This window comes from Bacteroides nordii (genome assembly GCF_019930665.1).
Classification (GTDB): domain Bacteria; phylum Bacteroidota; class Bacteroidia; order Bacteroidales; family Bacteroidaceae; genus Bacteroides; species Bacteroides nordii.
The window spans coordinates 520299-541759 of the sequence record NZ_CP082886.1 but is presented as its reverse complement, the minus strand read 5'-3'; the positions used below and the strand labels follow the sequence as shown (position 1 = coordinate 541759).

The following is a 21461-nucleotide window of genomic DNA, read 5'->3' as shown; positions in this document are numbered from 1 at the left end:
TAGTATAAAAGAAAAGATGCATTCAAGAAAAGAACAAATGGAAGCCTTCGGCCACTTCCTGGACATACTGGACGAGCTACGCGTAAAATGCCCGTGGGATCGTAAACAGACTAATGAAAGCTTACGTCCTAATACGATTGAGGAGACTTATGAACTCTGTGACGCTCTGATGCGCGATGATAAGAAGGACATCTGTAAAGAGTTGGGAGATGTGCTGCTACACGTGGCTTTTTATGCCAAGATAGGTTCGGAAACAGGAGACTTTGACATAAAGGATGTATGTGACAAGCTCTGTGAGAAATTAATATTCCGTCATCCTCATGTATTCGGAGAAGTAAAAGCCGAAACCGCCGGACAGGTTTCTGAAAATTGGGAACAATTGAAACTAAAGGAAAAAGACGGCAATAAAACAGTGCTTAGTGGCGTACCATCCGCCCTGCCCTCTTTAATAAAAGCTTATCGTATACAAGACAAAGCCCGGAATGTAGGTTTCGATTGGGAAGAAAAAGAACAGGTATGGGATAAAGTAAAAGAAGAAATTGCAGAATTTCAGGAAGAGGTAGCCAATATGGACAAGGTCAAAGCGGAAGCAGAATTCGGCGATGTAATGTTCAGCCTTATCAATGCCGCCCGCTTATACAAAATCAACCCGGATAATGCACTGGAACTTACGAATCAGAAGTTTATCCGTCGATTCAATTATCTGGAAGAACACACGATCAAAGAGGGAAAAAGCCTTAAAGACATGTCACTCGAAGAAATGGACCGTATCTGGAACGAAGCAAAAAAGCTTGAGAAGTAAAAATTGAAAGTTGAAAATTGAAAGTTGAAAGTTAGCTGTGCTGTTATGCTGCATAGTAACTCTCAACTTTCAACTAAATAAGGGTTATTTATCTTTCCGGTTTGCGCTTTTCAGCAGTTCCCTGTGAAAACGCATTTCAGCTTTCTGCACCATATAAATTTTCTTATTTGATAAGATTTTCTTGAATTTCTCGTAATAATCTCTTTCCAGCTTGTCCGAAGCTGAACGGGCATCATATACTCCTTTCAGAATTTCAGCATACTGTGCCTCTGTCGTTTTATCATCTTTTCCTTTACGAAGTAACCCCCAGGCCTTATCATTCAACGCTTTCTTTTTATCTTGAAGCTCAAAGTATACAGGAAAGAACTTTGCAGCTTCTTCTTTGTTCAAACCAGCTTTCTCGATAATGAATGCCTTCTGTTTGGCACGGAATTCTTCCGGTGACAGACGTTGTTGGTTGCACCCATCCATAGCCCACAATAAAGGAGTAAAGCCGCAAATGATAAACAGCAGAATAATCAGTCTTTTCATTTTAATAAAATCAGTTTAATTTATTTTATTCCACACTGGCATCAGTGAGATATACATACAATGAATAATCGTCCATCATCGAACCTTCGAGCACAGCATTAATATACTCATCAGAATCACTCTCAACCTCTACCGTCTCCATCACAGCCATTTCTGTAGCCTCAGGTTTATAGTTTACCGATGCAATACGAATTATAAATGCAGCTCCGACAAACATTGCCGCCATATAGGCCAATGGCTTAATTTTGTCCCACTTCGTCGTTTTTTTCACTTCAAAGGCAGATTTTTCCTTTTCGGGAAGCTTGTTCATCACTTCTGAAGTAAGATTCTCAAAGTATCCATCAGGCACCTTAAAAACATTGCCTGTACCTACTTTCTTCAATATTTCATCTTCTTCTTTCATATAATCTTCTCCTCTCTTTTTCTTAGACATTTAATGATTTAAAAGGTTTAATCAACACCTTCCAAAAACTTTTCGATTTTCTTCACCGCATGATGATAGGATGCTTTCAATGCTCCTACTGAGGTACCAAAGATCTCCGACATCTCTTCATACTTCATCTCCTGGTAGTATTTCAGATTGAAAACCATGCGTTGTTTCTCCGGCAGTGACAATAAGGCTTTTTGTAACATAAGCTGTGCCTGATCACCGGAGAAGTAAGGATCACTTTCCAGCCTCTCAACGACAGCGGCTTCCGGATCGTCGATAGCTACGGTATTCATGGCACGCTGCTTATTCAGAAAAGTAATACATTCGTTCAGGGCAATGCGATAAAGCCAGGTAGATAGCTTCGCTTCTGCCCGGAAATAATCGATGTTCATCCATGCCTTGACAAACGTATTTTGAAGAAGGTCATTTGCGTCATCATGAGAAAGTACCATCCGGCGAATCTGCCAATATAATTGTTCGCTATATTGCGACACAATCATTTCAAATCCTTTTCGTTGTGTACCTTCGTCCTGAAGGAGCCTTAAAACCTCTCGTTCTTTATAAGAATTCATAAGGTTATTAGTATTCTGTATGTTATGCTTATTTATGGTTCAACTTATTCAATGCTTCAAGCAAAGGGTCATCATATTTGTAAATATCCTCACAGTAACTGAGCTTGCCATCGGCAGCCAGATACATGGTTTGATAATCCAGGAACAGAGGGATAGCTTCCTTCAGACTATAATGCTTAAGTTCCCGGTATGCTTCGCTTCGGTTCAGTTTTTTGCCTTCATCGCTCTTCGGAGCTATGTCCATGGCAATACGAATGCGATCTTCCAACAGTTCGTCCGGCTTTTCCAATAAGAAAAAGGCAAAGTCCAACGCTCTCTCCAACCTTACACAACCATGACTTACCGCACGATTGGAACGGTTAAAGGCCCAACGGGAAGGAGTATCGTGCAGATAGACAGCATACGGATTGGGGAAACGGAAAATAATTCGTCCCAAAGAATTGCCTTCTTTGTTGTCCTGCTTTACAGTAAACGGTACGCCTGCTGTATACTTAGCCCATTTTACATCATGAGGATTCACCCGGTTTCCATTCTTATCATATACTTTCATCCGGTTTCGGGTGAAGTAAGTAGTATCGCGACGATAAGACGGAATAATCTCCTTACGTATTATATTCTGGGGAACATTCCAATAAGGATTCAACTCCATGTAGTAAATCTTACTGTAAAGCAAAGGAGTTTTATTTCTTACTGAACCACAGCAAATACGCATCTCAAGAATAGAATCGACCTCTTCATTAAAAGCCTGTAACATAAAAGCAGCTATATTACCGATCACATATTTAGAACCTTTTTCGGATTTATATTGCCAGCGGGCTCGCTCCAGATTGATCAGCAAATGATCCTTATAGTAAGCAAGAGGGCGATTGAGATAACGGATGGTATAGGTCCCTATAGAATTGTCTGTAGACAGGCGGTTCGTTAAACGGAATTCATTTACCGCCTCCAGTAAAACAGAAGTCAATGTATCACCTGAGACTTGTTGTTTCAGTTCTCCGGTTTGCATCAATCTACCGGCAATCAATGGTATAATACGATGCCTTTCTCCCACTTTCAGTAAAGTATCACCTATAAGCGGAATTTCTTCAAATTCTGCCTCTCCTATAGAATCCAAGCGTACCAATTCTTTCTGCATACTGAGATAGAAGGGAGAAGTGGGCTGAGCCTGGCGAAAAGCAGCAAAAGGATTCTGCCCCAAAGAAGCCAAAGCCTCCAGAGCAAACTCTTTACTACACTTCTTCAAAGGAATGGGGTAAGGTTCTTTCTGTTTTTCTGTATCATTCTTTTTCTTAACATCCTCTTCCTGATTATTCAGAAGTTGTACAGGAGAAATAAAACCATATTTAAGTCCACAGGTATAAAACAGGTAAGAGCTTGTTAGCCCATACTCCAAACGTGCCAATAGATGATTGATCGTTTCGTCTTCATGCAACTGCAGAGAACGGAAACGTTCCAGATCGGTTCGTATACCAGAGACGTTAAAAAGTGCCGGGTTTAATCCATGCCGATGAGAATTCTCCAACCAATAAAGGAGTGAATCGGCATATTGCCCTACGCCATCTTTCATCCAAAACAATGCTGCACTGTCTGCCGCATAATAACTCACCATAGCCGAGTCCCAGGCCATCGTATCATTAGCATTTGACAAATTTACACGGACGTATTGGCGTATACTATCAGGATTTATTAAATATGCAGGATGAACTAATTCATGGAAAGAGGACAGAGAAAGAACAACCGGAGATTTTGGTTTCTCTTCCTTACAGGCAGATACCACCACGAGTAGAATAAGAAAGCTTAATACGATCCGCTTCATCATCCATCTCTTTATTTTATTACCACTTTCCTCACTATATCACCTATTTTAAAGATATAATATCCCTTCGGAAGATTTAAAGTCACCGATTTATCAACCGTATCAATACGCACTGAGGTGACCTTCACTCCAAGAATATTGTATACCTCTATCAAAGAACCAGGGGTAGCATTCTGAACGCGCACTGTAGTTCCGGACACAGTCAATGTAAGGGAAGACTGCTCACTCTGAACAGTTTCCGCTTTACGCCCTTCCTGCGCCGTCATTGTGGAAAAAGGCAGAAGAGCCAAAGCAAAGAAAAAGTAGAAAAATAACCTTTTCATCTGGTATGTATCCGATTCTGTTTATTCAGTACAAATATACGTTGTTCCTCCCTATAAAACAAACTTTACGCCTGAAAGTTGTCACAGATTGATGCAAAGGTTCTCCTTAGCCAGGATAGTATTTGGAAAAACAGTAGCGGCTTCTTCCAGCAAAACCTGTTCATTCTCATAACGTGCCGAAAAGTGCCCGATGACAAGTTGCTTTACTCCTGCATCCAGAGCGAGCCGGGCTGCCTGGGAAGCAGTAGTATGAAAGGTTTCTTTGGCTCTGGCCAAATCTATTTGAGCAAATGTAGCTTCATGAAACAGGAGATCAACACCCGCAATCTGCCGGGCTATCTCTTTCCGATAAATAGTATCGGAACAATAGGCATATTTTCGAACGGGTTCAGAAGGGCGTGTGAGACGATCATTGGCTATTACTTCTCCTTCCCGAGTCACAAAATCAGCCCCATTCTTAATGCGGTTCAGTTCGTAGACCGGTACCTGGTAGAAATCAATCATCTCCCTGATGATATGATTGGGACGAGGTTTCTCAGCAAACAGGAAACCGCAACAAGGAATGCGGTGTTGTAAAGGAATTGTTGTAACAGTCATGGAGCGATCTTCATAGATCAACACAGGCTCTTTCGTATCAAATTCATGAAAAACAACCTGATAACTCATGTTCTTACAGAAAAAGGCCAGTAGTGGAGAAAACAATTCTTCCAGCCCTTTAGGAGAATGAATATGGAGTTCTGCCGTACGTCCTAACAGTCCGAAAGTAGAAATAAGCCCCATCAGGCCAAAACAATGATCGCCATGCAAATGAGAAATAAAGATATGATTCAACCGGGAAAACTTCAACCGGGATTTACGAAGTTGCATTTGTGCCCCCTCGCCGCAATCTATCATAAAAAGTTTATCACGCAGGTTCACCACCTGTGAAGTCGCAAAATGGCGCGTAGTAGGCAACGCAGAGCCACAGCCCAATATATGTAATTCAAATTTCTCCATAACAGAGACAAAGATAATGCAAACCGAGAGCAGAATAAAATGAACCTGTTCATTTTTTATGCCAGAGTGCAGCTTATTTTCGTTTTAAAGCAAAGATAAAAAGAAAAAAGGGCATCAGCGAACTGATACCCTTTCTAAAAATATTATAGAATTAATCGAATTAATTCTTACCTTCCAACTGTTCTTTCAAAGCAGCCAAAGCATCGATGTCACCCAGAGTTGTAGAAGCAGCCTGGTTCTGAATCATCGGAGCATCTTCTTTCTTAGCAGAAGTCTTCTTTGCATTAGAAGCAGCTTTCTTCTCAGCTCTTTCTTCTGCCTTAGCAACATCTTCAAAGATACGGCTGTGAGACAGAATGATTCTCTTAGCATCCTTGTTGAATTCGATTACCTTGAACTCAAGTTTCTCGTCCAACTGAGCCTGTGAACCATCTTCCTTAACAAGATGTTTCGGAGTAGCGAAACCTTCAACACCATAAGGCAGAGCAACTACAGCGCCCTTATCCAACATTTCGATGATTGTTCCTTCGTGTACTGAACCTACAGTAAATACGGTTTCGAATACATCCCAAGGATTTTCTTCGAGTTGTTTGTGACCAAGACTCAAACGACGGTTTTCTTTGTCGATTTCCAATACCTGAACTTCGATATCAGCACCAATCTGAGTAAATTCTGACGGGTGTTTTACCTTCTTTGTCCAAGACAGGTCAGAGATGTGGATCAATCCGTCAACACCTTCTTCGATTTCTACAAATACACCGAAGTTAGTGAAGTTACGAACTTTTGCAGTATGCTTAGAACCTACAGGATACTTATCTTCAATAGTTTCCCATGGATCTTGTTTCAATTGTTTGATACCCAAAGACATTTTACGTTCTTCACGGTCCAGAGTCAATACAACAGCTTCTACTTCGTCGCCCACTTTCATGAAGTCCTGAGCAGAACGCAGGTGCTGTGACCATGACATTTCAGATACGTGGATCAGACCTTCAACACCGGCAGCGATTTCAATGAATGCACCGTAGTCAGCCATAACAACCACTTTACCCTTCACGTGATCACCGACCTTCAAGTTAGGATCAAGTGCATCCCATGGGTGCGGAGTAAGTTGTTTCAGACCCAAAGCAATACGTTTCTTTTCGTCATCGAAGTCGAGGATAACAACGTTGAGCTTCTGATCGAGTTCAACCACCTCTTTCGGATCGCTTACGCGGCCCCATGAAAGGTCAGTGATGTGGATCAATCCGTCTACGCCACCCAGGTCGATGAATACACCATAAGAAGTGATGTTTTTAACGGTTCCTTCAAGAACTTGTCCTTTTTCAAGCTTACCGATAATTTCTTTCTTCTGTTGTTCCAGTTCAGCTTCGATAAGAGCTTTGTGAGATACAACAACGTTTTTGAATTCCTGGTTGATTTTAACAACTTTGAATTCCATTGTTTTTCCAACGAATACATCATAGTCGCGGATCGGTTTAACGTCGATCTGAGACCCCGGCAAGAATGCTTCGATACCGAATACGTCTACGATCATACCACCCTTAGTGCGGCACTTGATGTAACCCTTGATAATTTCTTCGTTTTCCAGAGCAGCATTAACGCGATCCCAAGAACGGGTAGCACGAGCTTTTCTGTGAGACAGAACCAACTGTCCTTTTTTGTCTTCCTGATTTTCGATGTATACTTCTACAGTATCACCAATTTTCAAGTCAGGATTGTAACGGAATTCATTCAAAGGAATGATACCGTCTGATTTGTAACCGATGTTCACAACGACTTCACGCTTGTTCATTGCGATTACAGTTCCGTCAACAACCTCACGGTCGTTCACTTTGTTAAGCGTACTGTCATAAGCTTTTTCGAGTTCCTCTTGGCTGGCGCCGGCGAATGATTCGCCATTTTCATACGCATCCCAGTTGAAGTCTTCAACAGGAGCAACGTTCTTTAAGTTTTCCATTAATAATTAATTGTTTTGAGATACTTTAATTAAATAAGACATTATATTTTCTATAAATCGGGCGCAAAGATAAAACATTTTTTGTGACTAACCAAAGTTTGGTATAAAAAAAGCCGTCTCACGACGGCTAATATTCAGATATTTAAGTTATTCAGACATTCGTCTTACAATTTGTGCGGATTGCGTTTACCATTCGAATGGATATTAACCGGACTACCTTTATAGCCAATATCACCACTTCCGGATATATTGCATTTCAGCGTACCGGAAACATAACAGGAAATAGAACCGGAGCCGTTTACACTCGCATCTACATCAACAGCTTTCAGGTCTTTCGCATTCAGATCGCCAGAATTGCGTAATGATAATACAGCCCGTTCTGCCGTACCCGCTACCTTCAAATCACCGGAACCTTGCAATTCAGCCTTTACGGTCTCTCCCTGTATTCCCACAAAATCCAGATCACCGGAACCGGACAGGTTGACTGTTACATCCCCAGCTACATTGGTACCTTTCACCTTCAGGTCTCCTGATCCACGGAGAATTGCCGTAGTAGACTTAGCCGTCAGGTTATATATATCCAGATCACCAGAGCCGGATAAATTCAAATCTACATTCCCTGCATTGATACTGTTTTTGACAGAAATGTCACCGGAACCTTGCAGAGTTGCCGAAAAAGCATTCGTACAAACGATTTCCCCGGCATTGATATCTCCGGAACCTTTCAGAGTAAGGGATAGACGATCTGATTTCACTTTATTATTTAAGACTACATCTCCTGATCCTTGCAATAACACATCTTTCAACATGGGGCTGGAAGCCATTACTTTTAATCTTCCCTCTTTACCAAACTCAATATTTGTACCTTTCTTAAAGGAGACAAACAGTGTGCCATCAGATACTGTACACTCTACCAGGTTGAGAATATTATCCGAGCCGTAAATCTCTAAAGTTGATTTATTATCAGCAGACTGCGTATAAATAACTGTCGGACTTCCCTGAAGGTTTATCTTGTCGAAACTTCCGATTTTGATATTTTTTGTTTTATACGTTCCGTTTGCTTTCACACGGTTAATCTGGGAACAAGCTGTTGTTGTAGTCAGCAAGAATGAAAACAAAGTAATCATTCCAATAAATCCTCTCATATTCATATTTTTTTCATTTAAGTAGTTTGTAATATCTATAAGACGCAAACAGTATGCGAAAGGTTGCATGGCAGACCATGTTTTTATAATAAAAACTTTTCAGTATGTCTCAAAGTGTATCTATAGGTTGATAAAGTTTTCTCAATATAAAGAAACAAAGTGTTTTCATATGAAAATAAAACATCTTCCACCATTCAAACAGCTGATAAGTAGCAACATTCAAACAATGGAAGATGAGAGAGAAACTTATATAAGAGAGAGTTATTCTATCAACAACTTTAATATCGACGGACGACTACCACCTTCTGTCAGCACGTAAGCAATATACATTCCGGTAGCTAAATGTCGCACATCAGCATCATAAGATTTCCTTCCGGGAGCAATATTCAATACCGGTTTTCCATCAAGAGAATACATGGCTAAATTCTTGATTGCATTCTCACTTTCCAGATGAAGCACGCCTTGCCGGTACGACATAGTTACCTCTGACAATGAAGCAGAAGGAGTACAGATACCTGTCCCTGTATACGAAACCGTTACCGATTCAGAATCCGGCGTATCGCCAAAAGAGCCTTCAGCGCGAACGGTATATACGTTTTCTCCGGAAAGCGGAGCGGTATCTGTAAAAGCAGAAGTTGTGGCAGTGCCAATCTTCTCTCCGTTTCTATAAATCGCATAACCGGTTATGATGGAATGCTCTACCTGCGGATAAACAGCAACGTCGTCTACATGCCACCAGTAAGACAGCCCCATCTGATTGGTATCATATGCATGAAAAGCGATTTTCATATCATCAGACATATAAGGAGATAAGTCGATATCAACCCGGGTATATTTATTCACAACGGAACAATCTGTTTTCAAATCCCATATTTTCTCCCAGGTTGTACCCCCATCCGAACTTACTTCTACATAATAAAAATTAGCGGGATTATTCTTCTGAGGAGCTGTAGACTTAGAATAAAACGTCAGCGACTTACCTTTAGAGAAAGAAGGAGATATCAGAAATTCATCCTGATGGATATCCTCCCAGGCGTCCAACAGGCGCATTGAATAGTTTCCGGTATAGGGTTCTGCATATTTCTCAGACTTTTTCCATACCCATCCCCGGTCACCTTCATTCTTTATTGTCCACTTAGCCAGACTCTGCGAATCTTCAAAATCTTCCACCAAAGCCGGAGTACCTTCGTGTGGAGCTACCCATGACAAAACAACGGCATTTCCTTCCACTTTGGCTGTCAAAGCAGAGGGGGACTGTATGAGATTGGAACGCTGTGAAACATTTATTGAAGCGGTAATAGAAGCATCCTCCACTCCTTGTAAATAAAAGACAGCAGTGCGCAGCTGTGCATTTTCATTCGCAGATTTAGCCTGCAAAATGAGAGTCGACTTACCCGCTTCACCCTGAAGAGGGGTAACCGTCAGCCAATCGGGTATATCTACAGCCTTCCAGGCAACATCTGCCTCAACGTTCACTTCAACAGTACTCTCAGCAGTACCACCCAAAGTTACATCCGGTTTCGGGATATAAATCTGAGGCATCAGCTCCAGCAAATCAAAAGAGATCGTCTCGCCACAAGAAGATATATTCGCCAACGCGAATTTAGCCTCTTTCCCATCACTATAGAAAGGCTTAAAATCAGCAGTTCCACCCAAAGAAGTACGTCCGCTTTCAGCACTGAAAGCTGCTTTGCTTATGTCACCATCAAGTTTGGTTGTTCCTCCCGGGCGGAAAAGGTATTGTTCGTCCAGACGAGTAGTTCCATTATAGTTCAGATTTCCACCTGTCACATTAGGGTTAATACGATAAACCAGCAAACCGGAGGAAGGCAGACCAATATCAAAAGTCCCGGCTTTTTTCCGATACTCTACAATAAAATATTCATCGGAACCGGTAGGCTTTATTTTATAGGCAATATTCTCTTTACTACTGCCTCCCACAGGATTCAACGTATACGTACCCGGAGTGGATATTTCGGGAATTTCGTCAATCCATTTGCAGTAACGGTATTTGGTATATGCACTCATCTGCTGGGGAGTCTTCAGGTTGTCGGACATCAGATCCCACACCCCTACCGGATTCAGATCGTCATTCACATGATAAAGGTCATAAGTACCTAATGTGTGAGACATTTCATGACAAAGCACACCTGTATTCAAAGGTACAGGACTCAAAGAACTCCACCCGTTGGCATCATTAAATACCATCAGATAACCTACTATCTTTTTGCCTTTTACATAAATAGCTTTCTCATCGGGCAATGCCAAATCCGAACGGTGCGGCCAAAGTAAATGCCTGCCACCCAATTCTGAATTCCCACTTACAATAATACAGATATTATCAAGCAATCCATCATTGTTGGCATCGATCACTATATCATCAGGTAGATTCTCAGAGAGATAAGCAGCCAGCTCTTTTATCAGAGCCTGTTCGCGTGCAGCTTTCTCGGTTTCATTGCTATATCCTTGTTCATTGATACTACCTTTCTCTCGATAATATCCACGTTCATTTTTTGCTCTATAAGAAAGAATCTGCGCACCATTCGCTTTCGGGAAGAAAGCACTTTTCCAGAAAAGCTGGTCATAGGAGGCTTCACGAAAATAGTTATATACCGAATTTACTCCTGCAGCATCAGCATTAAACATCGCTTCATAGTAACTGATGGGCTTGTCAAATTGCTCATCGTTCTCTTCATCAGCAAAACTCAGAAAACAAACCAGATTGCTCAACTCACCCTTATTCTTTTCGGCAGCCGACAACAGGATCGGAAAGAATAAAACAACGAACCAAAGAATAATATATCTCTTCATCGTTTTACATTATTATAGTAAATAAAAAGAGGGAAGCAGTCGCTATCTCATCAAAAGGATGAAAATAAGCAAACGCTTCCCTATAAAATTATCAACGGATAACGATCTTCTTAGTTCGTTCGGTAGTGCCCATTTTTGCTTTCACTACATAGATACCTTTTTCCAAAGGAGACAGGTTCATCTCATTTGTGGTAGCGGATGCAGCCAATGTGCCGGCAGTAGTGTAAATCTGTATATCGGCAACCTCACCTAAAGACAACACAGTACCATCAAATGCTATTTCAGCATTAGCAGATTGATTGTAGATACCGGTCGGTTTGGTAGAAGTTAGTACTTTCATACCATGGATGTAAAGAGGGGCTTTCGTTAATGATTCGAATCGTGCATACATAGGAGCATCCGATTTTAACTTAAAATGAGGTTCATCCCCATTATCTAAAGTCTCAATCTGAGTCCACTCTTTCTGACCACCACCACTCATTAATGGCTTAAATATGGTTGTAAAAGCAGCCGAAACAATCGAATAGTCTTTAAAGCTTTTGCTTTGATCTGTAGTTCCTAGCATACGAACATAAGTTGTCACTCCACTTGATACAAATAAGTTAAAAGAGACACATGACGGCATACGTACAACAAATCCACCACCATTTGCAGTCATACCCGCACTGGAGCTCGCCGTAACAATAGCACCCGTCTTTGCTTTTTCTCCTCCAATTTCTTTATCTGTACCAGCTCCTTTTACTTCTGAATCAACAGTAGTATCCTCATAATCTCCAAAATCCGCACAGATTAATTGGATAATCTTCCCATCCGGATCTATCTTTCCATCCTCATTATTTGCCTGACCGATGTACTTATCTATCTTCTCTTGTGTGTCAAACCAAATCCAACCATTTGCATCAACATCAGCTGGATCAAACAAATTATACTCTTGCGCATTTGCAAATAATATTGCTCCAAAAGCCATTAATAATGTCGTAATTTTCCTTCTCATACAATTTTCTTTTTAGTTAATAATGTTATTGATTTGTATTAAACTTCATACCACTCAGGATTTTGCTCAATGCCATGATAACGTACTTCGTCCCATGGTATCGGCAAGTAATACTGCATCTGACGGAACTCACGTACACGCTTAGGATATTTGTTCATATTTGAAATCTGATAAACAGGGTCTTTTCCTTCTTCTTTTACTATCTTCATAGCCTTTAACGGATTGGTAGCACCACTCATCTTTTCGATAGCAACTCCCCAACGAAGCAAATCCCAATAAGTCGTTTCTTCAAAAGCCATTTCTACACGACGTTCATTCACCAGTTGCTCCCAAGTAAGACTCGGCAATTCATCCATATGAACGCGACGGCGAATCTGATTTACTTTATCTAATGCATCATCCACCCGATTCTGTAAAAAGTCTATTTCGGCATAATCCAACAATACCTCTGCATAACGCCAGATGATGTAGTTCTGCTTACTCGCATAAGACTCATCATTATCGATCTTCTGAGTTTCATCTACAAACTTTCCTAAATAATAACCGGTTTTTGTTACAGCAGCCGTTTCAGAAGTTCCATACGGTGTCAAATCTTCACCCGCCACTTCTTTGCCGTTTACTTTATTATAATGAATCTCCATCACGCGCCCCCGGAAAGTACAACCATCATACAACACATTTGCATAAAAACGATAATCCCGGTTATCATACGGATGTTTGGCATCATACGCTTTGCCATCACGCATACCATATTCATCTACATGGTTCTGGGTAGGCGAATAAGCAGCCACCGTTCCTCCATAATAAGGTGAAACCGATTCCCGGTCGAGCTTATGTCCGAATCCATTCGAGAAATCACCATCGTTAGAGTGCTGTACTTCCCAAATTGATTCCTGACTATTCTTTGTTAAAAAGATCTGTCGATACTGCTCCTTTATCTGATCTTGTGTTGATCCGGTAATCTGTATCAACGAATAAGGCAACTTCATCAGTTCATCATACGCCTTGGCTGCCGCTGTCAACATAGCATCCGAACGATCATCCGGAAATCCGAGGTATGACTTCTCCTGATTCTGATATATTTTGCTGGCTGCCCAAAAATAAGTTTTAGCCTTTAACATCAAAGCAGCTCCTCTGGTAGCACGTCCGATATCGGAAGTCTCCAATTTCTCAGATAAAAGAGAAGCAGCCAAGTCAGCCTCTTCGGCAATAAAGTTTACCATCTCTTCATAAGAAGCACGAGGAAACTTTGTACCATCATACAAAGGATCATAATTGTTTTTTAACAACAAAACACCTCCAAACTGCCGAAGCAACATGTAATAGTAATAAGCACGAAAGAAATGTGCTTCACCCAACACCCGCTTTTTATGATCGCCGTTGCGAATCTTATCCTGATTTTCAAACAAAAGATTAATAGACTGAATACGTGTATAGTAATTGGTCCAATTCACAAGTCCTCTACGTGTTACTTCGGCCGGAGTACTTTTCAAGATATCCCCATACGCTGTATTATACCAGTCTGATTTACTAATAGTAATCTGATCTCCATACCAAGGAAGATAATCACGGCATGCTCCTTTCAGGAGAGCAGTGGAAGGCATATAAACAGAAAAGCCATTACTCATGTTACGATACCATGGTAGTACATATTCATCAAGTAGTAACTGGCTTCCCCAGATAGATTCCTGAGATAATTTATCATTAGGAACATCGCGGAATATACCGTCACATCCGGAAAAACCGAACGTCCCTCCTAAGAATAAAAAAGATATTATATATTTTCTCAACTGCATACTCTTTCTGTTTTTATTGTGAAATATTCTATTTAAAAACCTAAACTCAATGTTACACCATAAGAGCGCTGTATCGGATATCCACGTAGAGATTCCGGATCCATGTCCTTCAATGTAGACCACGTAAACAGGTTACTTCCCTGAAGAGAAAGACTGGCTGAGGAGAGTTTCATTTTCTTTAATGTTTCTCCAGAAAAAGAATATCCTAACGACAGAGATTTCAAACGAATAAAATCACAATCTTTCACCCAAAAAGTTGATTCTTTTCGATTGTTATCATTCTTATTGGCAAACTTGATACGCGGATAGACAGCATTCGGATTGTCTTCAGACCACGAGTCGGCGACATGATATTTTTGGAAACGTTGCAAACTGCCATTTTGTAATGTATACAACTCCGTTATCTGTTGCTGATATCCGGATACCCCCTGAAACATAGCATTCAGAAAGAAACCTTTATATTTAATGCCCAAGCGTAAACTCATCGTCATTTCCGGATTAGAAGAATTCTTTACCGCAATCTTATCCAAGTCGGTAAGTTCGCCATCACCATTCTGATCTTTGTATTTAATATCACCAGGTCCAAGTGTCACATTCCCCTGTCCATCCTGATTCAGTTCATAATTATCAATTTCCTCTTGTGTCTGAAAGAGTCCGTCAGCTTCATACATCCACCAAACCATACTACTTTTACCTACACGACGACGATTAGGGGCAATAGATGATTCATCTCCATAATCCAATACCCTGTCTCTCGTTTGTGCCAACGTAAGAGTTAAATCATATTTCACCTTTTGAATGGTATTACGGTGAGACAATGTCAAATCCCATCCCCATGCCTTTATTTCACCAAAATTCATATTGGGCGGATTACTATCAACTCCGGTTGAAGGCGGATATAAATAAGAAGGAGCAATAGTGATCATATTGGTATTATAGCGCCAGTAGTATTCAAAAGAAAGCCCAAAACGGTTTCCCCAGAATCCAAGATCGGTAGCTAAATTATAAGTACGTGATCGCCCCCATTTCAAGTCGGGATTCGGGAAGCTACTGGTATCCATTACAATACCCGGTTTTAGTCCTCCACCGATATTATATCCCTGGCGTACCACATACATGTATTTCATTAAATAAGAATAATTATCTACTGAACCATCATCGCCCAAGACACCAACAGAACCTCGGAATTTCACATTTGAAAGTACGGGTTGGTCCCAGTTTCTAAAAAAACTTTCATTGGATAATACCCAGGAGGCAGAAGCTGTAGGGAAAAATCCCCAACGATTATCAGGGTGAAATTTAGTGGAACCATCGACACGGAAACTGCCTTCGATAAAATAACGGTTACCATAACCATAAGTAGCACGACCTATTAATGAAGCACGTTGCGTGTAAACCTCACTTCCTGTTAGTTTAGCTGAAGTAGCAGTTCCCATTATTTCCGGATAAATGCCCGGCATATCTTCATTTTTCCCGGTAAGATAACGATTTTTATAATCCTGATAATTAACAACTATCAATCCGGAAACATCATGTTTCCCAGCAAAAGTATGATTATAATTTGCTCCAAATTCCAATAACTTATTGTCCACAAAACGATTGGTTTCTTCTAATGTTATCTTGGCTTTGGGATAGGTAGTTAACGGATCTTCTGTTATATCTCCCGTTTGCTCATCATACAAATAAAGTGTCACAGGGCTATCAAATGTTTTCTGAGTGGAATTGTTATTGTCAAATGTGGCACGTAAATAGGCAGAAAGTCCTTTTACCCATGGTACATCATAATTCAAAGAAGCGGTTATAGTACCCATATTCATCTTATTCCGAATATATCCTCCCAAACCATCAACAGCAACCAAGGGATTACTACCACTGATACTGGCAAGTTCGCCATTGGTATACCGTAAAGTTTGTACCGGAGAAAAATTATAAGCTGCATCAATGGTAGAATAACTCGTATTTTTATTCTCTGAACGGGTTCCAGTCATATCCAATGATAAAACAAGTCCCTTCAGCAAAGTTGCATCCAGTTTCATGGAATAATTAAATCGATCACGTCCTACCCCACTATATAATCCTTTGGTATTGGTATACCCACCGGACATGTAATACTTCACAAAACTATTTCCCCCAGTAACTGACACACTATGTATGGTAGAATAACCGAATTTATCAAGATAGTCTATCAGATTTTCATCACCATATTTATTAGGGTTAGCATGTGTACGAATCATTTCCAGCTGCTCTTCAGTATAAGGAGTATTAGTAGTAGAAGGCGTATTCTCTACTGCGCGATTATACAATTTGGCATATTCATACGCATTTAAAAATTCCGGCAAACGAGTTGCCTGCTGCAAATTAAACTGTCCCCTGTAGTTCACAGATATTTTCTGATTACCGGCAGCACGTTTTGTCTGAACCAGAATAACCCCATTGGCAGCACGGGCGCCATAAACAGCAGCGGCAGCACCATCCTTCAGTACAGAAATACTCTCAATATCATCCGGATTCAAATCAGAAAGACGCATTTCGCCTTCAGAAGAATTTGTTCCGAAACGAGGGACACCGTCAATAACCAGCAGAGGTGCACCATTTATTCCACGAATGTGTATATTCGATTCTTTTGCAGTACTTGGATCGCCACTGGTAGCCATTACCTGCAAACCGGCTACCTGTCCGCTCAAAGCCTCATCAATATTAATAGTAGGCATCTGCAATAAATCATCACTACGCACAACTTCTACCGAACTGGTCAAAGAAGATTTCTTCTGTGTTCCATATCCTATGACTACAATTTCATCCAGTTGCTGTGCATCATCCTTCAGCACTATTTTTAAATTATTCTCTCCCGGTTTCAATCGAATCTCCTGAGATTGATAACCTATAAACGAAACAATCAGAATCGTTTCTTTACTGGGAACCAGCAAAGTGAAATTGCCATCCAGGTCAGTAATCGTTCCGCTATCGGCTCCTTTTATTTTAATATTTGCACCAACAATCGTTTCACCGGATGTATCAAAAACTTTTCCGTTCAATGAATAGTTTTTTGCATTTTGCCCCCAAACACCATAAGAAAGGCAACACAAAAAAATAAATAGATAGAAGATTCTATTCATATAATTTATTTATTAGTTATTTTTCAAAGTACGTTCAATCAGTAATAACTGATAATCATAAAAATCACGAGTGTCTCCGGTAGAGGCAGCTCTACGACTTTTGTATAACTGGGCAATCTTATTTAGTCGTCCGGTCATCACTGCCGCCAGTTGCTCTTTGGATAGTGTGGGCAGACCAAAGTTGATTCGTGTGAACGAACTCTCATGACCATGTATGTGACTACATGGTAAAGCAGGTTCGCATGTTTGCCGTAACACTTCTTCATAGTCAGCTAAGGCAGTAGATGCCTTTTTTTCAGCAACCTTACCTAAACCGGTATAGTTAATCATCAAAGCAACAGCAGCCGACTGAATATTCATATCCGCCTGTGATAGCTTTACCCCCTGATAAGTAGGCTTGAACATTTCAGAGAAAGCATCATCCAGATAAGCATTTAAAGTATAATTAATTTTAGGATTCATTTGCCCTCCCTCGTTGATACGATATAATGCAGCTGAGTTTAGTAAAGCTCCTACAACGGAAGACTGCAGTTTGTCATTCACGTTCATGTTTACATCCAGCTTTACAATCAATTCTTTGGGAGTCAGCCAATCATTATAGGTACGTGCCTGATTTAACAGCCACAACATCGCTTTCTTCTGCATAGCCTTATCGATATAATTTTTGGCCGATGCATCTTCACCCTGCCGAACTTCCTGAAAACGGATACCACCAATATAAGGCATCACATGACGTAAATGCCGTGTATACTGCCGTACAACTTCAATATACATATTTTCAACATCGTCATAACGCGCTCCCTCATCAAAAGTCCATGTTTCCAGATTCTTCATTATAATCTTCAGGTTATGGATAGCCATATCTCCGGCTTTCAAATGATCATTTCCCAAATCCTCAGACTGATCGGTCGGGTCAACCACTCCGAATACCTGCTGTGCTCCGAACTCATACATGGGATCGGCTTTCTTTTCTTCAATCCAGGCATCCAATGTCTTTTTCTCTTTCTCCGGTGTATCGGCCCCCTGAATCAACCGATATCCCCAATTGATAGCATGAATATCATATACTCCCAAAATAGGTGGAGTCAATTTTACTCCTTTTTCCAAATCTCCAGGCTGGGCTATGTAATTGTTTCTGGCATAGTCCATAATACTTGGAGTTGTTCCATACCTCTGTGTAAACTCCGGGCTACGCAACGAATCTACAGGAAAGGAATAACTGGCTCCCATATTGTGCATCAATCCAAGCGTATGCCCTATCTCATGTGCAGCAGCATATCGTATGGCTTCCTGCATCACTTCATCATCAAACACAGCTTTACGCACACGGCTATCAACCGCAGCCGTTTGTACAAAACGCCAGTTGTGTAATAAAGAAATCACATTATGATACCAGATTACATCTGCCGTAAGTATCTCTCCCGTACGCGGATCAATATAACTGGGCCCCATCGCATTAGCAATAGAAGTCGCTGCATATTTCACACAACTGTAACGCATATCATCCGGATCAAAATTCGGATCATTACTGGGATAATCCAATGCCTTCACTACATTCTTAAAACCAGCCGTTTGAAATGCCATATTCCAGTCTTCAATACCTTGTTTCACCACCGTACGCCATTTTTCCGGAAAAGCAGTATCTACATAAAATACAATAGGTTTCATAGGTTCTACCAATTCTCCTTTAAAGTATTTCTCCAAATCTTCTTTTTGGGGTTCCAATCTCCAACGATGAATAAAAGTTTGTGGTACAATTTTATCTTTAGACGAGGTGTATAAACTCTTATCCGAGCTAAAATACCCTACTCTATTATCTTGCAGACGCATAGGCATCAATGTGTCAGGCAAAACAAATAACGAACGATGTACTGTTACTGAATAAGGCTGATTCAAAGGAGTAGTAGTAAATGACAGCAAACTCTTTATTTCAATATTATTCGGGAAAGTTTTTACACTCAAAATATTGGAAGCATCTGATGCAAAAGTTCCCTTCAGGGAGTTTCCACCACCAAATAGTTTTGCCAAAGGACTCTCCTGTTTAATCGGACTGATACATTTCTCATTTCCCCCAAAGAAGGAAGTAACATCTATGACAACATTATCCATATTACGAGCAACAATCTTAAATCCTTTCAATACCGGATCAGCAAAATTCTTATCAAAAGCAGGTAAAATCGGATCATTCCGGTCTACGATATTGCTGCTTTGTACTAAATGCATATAAACCTTCTGATCATCTTTACTGAAACGAATCATCAACGGAGTAGTTGCCATTTGCCCGGCTACATAATCTTGTGTATTACTGGTCTCAGCAATACGGTTTGCCAATAGATAAGTATGTGAAAAGGCTGAATCAGGTATCTCAAAATATAAATTATTCTCTTTTTTACTCAAAAAAGTAGTAAATAACCCCTTCTTGGATACAGCATCCTTAGTTACTTTTTTATAATCCGCATTAACAGAATCCTTCTTTAATTCGATTGGATTAATGACTTTTTTCTTATTCTTTTTTGCTACTGTAGCATTAGAAACCCCACTAACAAAAAGAAGCAAAACCAACAGTCCTATTATCTTTTTCATACAACACATATATATTATTTCTCTTTTTTTTCAAAAATCATAGTAATTTCGCACACTATTTTCTAACAAAAACAATACTTTTTTCGGTAATTTGGTTTCTTTTTCATAGTTTTGCAAAACTAATCAAATAATAATTATTATGAGAAGAAAATTACTATTTTTATTATTCTTTTGCATCGCAACAATAGCGAAAGCAGAAAATGAACCGGTAATCACGCTCAATGTAGAGGTAAACGAAGCAAAGATCACACTTGGCTTTGAAGTCAGTACTCCAAATACTAAACTTTCTATTGATTGGGGAGATGGAGTATTGGTAGAAACAGAGACAATACAAACTCCTGATCCATACCTCAATGCAACAGATGTAGTCGTAACTCCTAAAGGAGAAGGATTAATCAAAATCTATGGCGAGAACATTGTATATTTTAGTTGTGCACCAAATGCAAAGGAAGCAAAAGTGACCGCTTTGGATGTTACAAAAGCAGTACATCTAACAGAGTTGTATGCAAACACTAATAAATTAACAAGTCTTGATGTAAGTAAGAACACAAAGCTACAAATATTATATTGTGGTGGTAATCCGATAACAGCACTTGATTTGACTAATAACATATCATTGATTTATTTAAATGCCAATGATATGGGAATCAACAAATTGGATGTTTCTAAATGTCCAGAGTTAGACTATCTTTCTTTTAATAATAACAAATTAGAAGCATTGGATATATCTAAAAATACAAAACTAAAAAAATTATACTGTCTAAACAATCAAATAAAAAGCATTGATTTCTCTAAAAACACGATTTTAGATTTTGTAAATGTGAACAACAATCAACTTACCAGTATAGATGTCACTGCATGCCCAGCATTAACCACTTTATTTTGTATGGGTAACCAAATCAAAGAAATCAAAGTTGGAAACATCGAAAAAACATTAAACTGCAGCAAAAACAAACTAACTCTCAATTCGTTACCCAAAAGAAGTGATTCTGGCTACACCTATGCTCCTCAAGAAGCATTAACTATTGCAGAAAGTATCTCCACAAATCAAGAATTGGACTTGTCTGCACAGGATAATATCAAAGGAGTTACCGAAACAGCTCAAAAAACTACTTACACTTGGAAAACAGCCGATGGAGCAACAACTTTGGTAGCAGGTACGGATTATACTGAAAAGAATGGAAAATTCACATTCCTCACTTCACAAAACCAACCTGTATATTGTGAGATGACAAGTGATGCATTCCCGAAATTTACAGGAACCAATGTATTCAAGACTACGCCTATAAGTATCCAAAAACTCACAGGTGTTCAGGATAACATTTCGGACAATATTATCATTATGCCAAACAAGGGTGAAGTAACTATTGAAGGTCTGAAAATAGCTGATAGTATCCTTATTTATACGATCAATGGTAAAAAGGTAATTGATACAAAAGCAAGCAACGATACAATGACATTCAATCTTGCTGAAGACAATTACATTGTACGCATCAACAATAAAGTTTATAAAACAATCGTTTTATAAGCATTGTCATTTTATGGCATGTAAATCTCCTCTTAGAAAAGTAGCTAAGAGGAGATTTTTT

The 21461-nt window shown here is 39.9% G+C and carries 15 protein-coding genes; 2 read left to right on the top strand and 13 right to left on the bottom strand.

The features are described 5' to 3' along the window. The first annotated feature begins 16 nt into the window (after positions 1-16). A complete protein-coding gene (gene mazG, locus K8P02_RS01980; protein ID WP_223381924.1) occupies positions 17-802 on the top strand; it encodes a nucleoside triphosphate pyrophosphohydrolase in 786 nt (261 codons plus the stop codon). A gap of 84 nt (positions 803-886) precedes the next feature. Here mazG and K8P02_RS01975 read toward each other — a convergent pair whose 3' ends face one another. From K8P02_RS01975 to K8P02_RS01915, 13 genes are all read right to left on the bottom strand, one after another. Next, positions 887-1333: a hypothetical protein gene (locus tag K8P02_RS01975; RefSeq protein WP_002559573.1), complete on the bottom strand. Its 447-nt coding sequence runs from the start codon at positions 1331-1333 to the stop codon at positions 887-889. A gap of 25 nt (positions 1334-1358) precedes the next feature. Then, positions 1359-1766 (bottom strand): hypothetical protein, encoded by a 408-nt coding sequence (locus K8P02_RS01970; protein WP_002559572.1) that lies wholly within the window; start codon positions 1764-1766, stop codon positions 1359-1361. Positions 1767-1783: 17 nt separating this feature from the next. Further along, positions 1784-2335, bottom strand: coding sequence for an RNA polymerase sigma factor (locus K8P02_RS01965; protein WP_007484381.1), 552 nt, complete (start codon positions 2333-2335; stop codon positions 1784-1786). Positions 2336-2363: 28 nt separating this feature from the next. Further along, positions 2364-4154 carry a L,D-transpeptidase family protein gene (locus tag K8P02_RS01960; protein ID WP_025866466.1) on the bottom strand — a complete coding sequence of 597 codons (1791 nt, stop codon included), beginning with the start codon at positions 4152-4154 and terminating at the stop codon, positions 2364-2366. Between the two features lie 8 nt (positions 4155-4162). Then, on the bottom strand, positions 4163-4474 hold the full coding sequence (locus tag K8P02_RS01955; RefSeq protein WP_025866467.1) for a T9SS type A sorting domain-containing protein: 312 nt from the start codon (positions 4472-4474) through the stop codon (positions 4163-4165). An 81-nt stretch (positions 4475-4555) separates the two neighbouring features. Next, positions 4556-5470, bottom strand: coding sequence for a ribonuclease Z (locus tag K8P02_RS01950; protein ID WP_025866468.1), 915 nt, complete (start codon positions 5468-5470; stop codon positions 4556-4558). Between the two features lie 160 nt (positions 5471-5630). After that, the gene (gene rpsA / locus K8P02_RS01945) at positions 5631-7427 is read right to left on the bottom strand and encodes a 30S ribosomal protein S1 (RefSeq protein WP_002559567.1); all 1797 of its coding nucleotides are present in this window, start codon (positions 7425-7427) and stop codon (positions 5631-5633) included. A 164-nt stretch (positions 7428-7591) separates the two neighbouring features. Further along, entirely contained in the window at positions 7592-8572 is a 981-nt protein-coding gene (locus tag K8P02_RS01940) for a head GIN domain-containing protein (protein WP_223381922.1), read from the bottom strand. A 261-nt stretch (positions 8573-8833) separates the two neighbouring features. Beyond that, on the bottom strand, positions 8834-11383 hold the full coding sequence (locus K8P02_RS01935) for a M6 family metalloprotease domain-containing protein (RefSeq protein WP_007484367.1): 2550 nt from the start codon (positions 11381-11383) through the stop codon (positions 8834-8836). A gap of 91 nt (positions 11384-11474) precedes the next feature. Then, positions 11475-12377 carry a T9SS type A sorting domain-containing protein gene (locus tag K8P02_RS01930; RefSeq protein ID WP_002559564.1) on the bottom strand — a complete coding sequence of 301 codons (903 nt, stop codon included), beginning with the start codon at positions 12375-12377 and terminating at the stop codon, positions 11475-11477. A gap of 38 nt (positions 12378-12415) precedes the next feature. Then, a complete protein-coding gene (locus K8P02_RS01925; RefSeq protein WP_025866470.1) occupies positions 12416-14173 on the bottom strand; it encodes a RagB/SusD family nutrient uptake outer membrane protein in 1758 nt (585 codons plus the stop codon). Positions 14174-14205: 32 nt separating this feature from the next. Next, positions 14206-17289 (bottom strand): SusC/RagA family TonB-linked outer membrane protein, encoded by a 3084-nt coding sequence (locus K8P02_RS01920; protein ID WP_223381915.1) that lies wholly within the window; start codon positions 17287-17289, stop codon positions 14206-14208. Between the two features lie 12 nt (positions 17290-17301). Beyond that, positions 17302-19872, bottom strand: coding sequence for a zinc-dependent metalloprotease (locus K8P02_RS01915; RefSeq protein WP_025866472.1), 2571 nt, complete (start codon positions 19870-19872; stop codon positions 17302-17304). Positions 19873-20011: 139 nt separating this feature from the next. Here K8P02_RS01915 and K8P02_RS01910 point away from each other — a divergent pair, with 139 nt between their 5' ends. Further along, positions 20012-21400 (top strand): leucine-rich repeat domain-containing protein, encoded by a 1389-nt coding sequence (locus K8P02_RS01910; RefSeq protein WP_025866473.1) that lies wholly within the window; start codon positions 20012-20014, stop codon positions 21398-21400. Positions 21401-21461: the final 61 nt, after the last annotated feature.